Annotated in this window: 2 protein-coding genes and 1 pseudogene; all 3 read left to right on the plus strand. The window is 67.0% G+C overall.

Features of this window, described 5'->3' with window-relative positions:
- Positions 1-213 (plus strand): sensor histidine kinase (locus NW75_RS21335; protein ID WP_033967399.1); only part of this gene is annotated, 213 nt, incomplete at its 5' end.
- Positions 210-1,391 (plus strand): NAD(P)/FAD-dependent oxidoreductase, encoded by a 1,182-nt coding sequence (locus tag NW75_RS21340; RefSeq protein ID WP_033967400.1) that lies wholly within the window; start codon positions 210-212, stop codon positions 1,389-1,391. The genes NW75_RS21335 and NW75_RS21340, both read left to right, overlap by 4 nt.
- A 176-nt stretch (positions 1,392-1,567) precedes the next feature.
- Positions 1,568-2,574 (plus strand): annotated as a pseudogene (locus NW75_RS21345) (5-(carboxyamino)imidazole ribonucleotide synthase).
- The last annotated feature ends 62 nt before the right edge of the window (positions 2,575-2,636 follow it).

The raw sequence follows: 2,636 nt of genomic DNA on the forward strand, positions 1-2,636 counted from the left end.
GAGATTTCGATCGTCGACGATGGGCCGGGTGTGGCGGTGGCGGATCTGGAGCGGATTTTCGAGCCGTTCTTCACCGGGCGGCGGGAAGCGGGCGGGGCGGGCCTGGGGCTCGCTATCGCGCGGTCGCTGCTGGCGGCGAGCGGGGGTACGATCGTCGCCGAACGCGTTGCCGCTGGCGCTCGCTTCCGAATTGCGCTCTTGGCGGCGGCATGACCGTACTTTCTTCTTATGACACCATCATCCTAGGCGCGGGCGCGGCGGGCCTGATGTGCGCCGCCACTGCCGGGCAACGCGGACGCCGCGTGCTGCTGATCGATCATGCCGAGGCGATCGGCAAAAAGATCCTGATCTCGGGCGGCGGGCGCTGCAATTTCACCAACGTGCATACCGCCGCCGATCGCTATCTCTCGGCCAACCCGCATTTCGCCAAATCGGCGCTGGGACGCTACACCGCTGCCGATTTCATCGCTTTGGTCGATAAGCACGGCATCGCCTGGCACGAAAAGACGCTGGGGCAATTGTTCTGCGATGGCTCGGCCAAACAGATCGTCGCGATGCTGCAGGACGAATGCGATCGGGGTGCGGTGGAGATCGCGCTGGGGGCAGGGATCAGCGACGTCGCGCACGCCGACGGGCAGTATCGCGTCAGCTTCGGCAATCGCACCGCCAGCGCGCCCGCTTTGGTGATCGCGACGGGCGGCCCGTCCATCCCGCAAATGGGTGCGACCGGCTTTGCCTATGATCTGGCGCGGCGCTTCGGGCTGAAAGTGGTCGAACCGCGCCCGGCGTTGGTGCCGCTGACGCTGGGGGGCGAGGAGACTCTGTTCCGCGCGCTTTCGGGGGTGGCGGCGGAGGTGGTCGCGCGCGTTGGCAAGACGCGCTTTCGCGAGGCGGCGTTGTTCACCCACAAGGGGCTGAGCGGCCCGGCGATCCTGCAAGTCTCGTCTTACTGGCGGCATGGCGAGCCGGTCGCGATCGATTTTCTGCCCGCGCTGAAACCGGGCTGGCTGGTGGCGGCCAAACATGCGCGGCCGCGCGTGTCGCTGGCCTCGGCTCTGTCCAACCATTTGCCGGGACGGCTGGCCGAGACGCTGGCCGACCGGCTCGGCATCGAGGGCGAATTGGGCGCGGCGACCGACAAAGCGGTCGAGGCGGCGGCGCGGCACTTGGCGGACTGGGCGTTCACCCCCAATGGCACCGAGGGTTTCGCCAAGGCCGAAGTGACGGCGGGCGGCATTTCGACTGCGGAGCTTTCGTCGCAGACGATGGAAGCGCGCAAGGTGCCGGGGCTCTATGCGATCGGCGAGGCGGTCGATGTGACCGGGTGGCTTGGCGGGTATAATTTCCAATGGGCCTGGGCGAGCGGCTGGGCGGCTGGGATGGTGGTTTAAGGGGGCGTTTCATCGGCCTTGCGCTCCGCTGTGGGCCGGCCGACCCCCAGCCCCTCCCTTCCAGGGAGGGGAGGAAACGCAGTCGATTTTCTCTTCACCAAGCGGACGGACCAGCATGACCCCCCTTCCCCCCCGGATCGACCATCGGCATCCTCGGCGGCGGCCAGCTTGGACGGATGCTCGCGGTGGCGGCGGCGCAGCTTGGCTATCACACGCGCATCCTCGCGCCCGATGAGGAAGCAGTGGCGGCGCAGACCGCGTCCAGCTTCACTCGCGCCGATTATCACAGCCGCATCGTGCTCGATGAATTTGCAGCTGCCGCCGATGTGATCACCTACGAGTTCGAGAATATCGCGCTCGATCCGGTCGAATATTTGGCGGGCAAGGTGCCCGTCCACCCCGCCCCCGCCGCACTTGGCATCGCGCAGGATCGAGCGGTCGAAAAAGCCTTTGTCCGCGACATTGGCGGACGCACCGCGCCTGGGCCAAGGTCGAAACGCTCGCCGAACTGCAGGCGGCGGTTGCGGAGATCGGTACGCCCGCGATCCTCAAGACGCTGCGCATGGGCTATGACGGCAAGGGCCAGATGCGCATCACCTCGCCCGCCGACATCGCGGTGGCGTGGGATGCGATCGGTCGACGCCCCGCCATTCTCGAAGGCTTCGTGACGTTCAGCCACGAATTCTCAATCCTCCTGGCCCGACGTGGCGATGGACAGATGGTCAGCTATCCGCCGCCGTGGAACGAGCATAAAGACGGCGTGCTGGCGCGATCGACCCTGCCCGCCCCCGCCGAGGTCGCCGCGCACTGGGGCGAAGCGGCGGCACTGGCCGGGCGGATCGCCGATCAGCTCAATTATGTCGGTGTGCTGGCGTGCGAATTCTTCGCCAGCGCCGATGGCCCGGTGTTCAACGAAATGGCCCCGCGTGTCCACAATTCCGGGCATTGGACGATCGAGGGTGCGGTGTGCTCGCAATTCGAGAACCATATCCGCGCGATTTGCGGGCTGCCGCTCGGCGACACCGGCCTGACCGCGCCCACCGTGGCGATGGAAAATCTGATCGGCCATGATGCCGACCGCTGGGCCGAAATCCTCGCCGAGCCGGGCGCGCATCTGCACCTGTACGGCAAGGAGACGCGGCCGGGGCGCAAGATGGGGCATGTGACGCGGCTGGGGCGGTAAGGTCGCATTCCCAGCCCCCGTTCGTTTCGAGCGAAGTCGAGAAACCAGCGCCCGGTGTGACG

It is taken from the genome of Sphingomonas sp. Ant H11, from assembly GCF_000797515.1.
Classification (GTDB): domain Bacteria; phylum Pseudomonadota; class Alphaproteobacteria; order Sphingomonadales; family Sphingomonadaceae; genus Sphingomonas.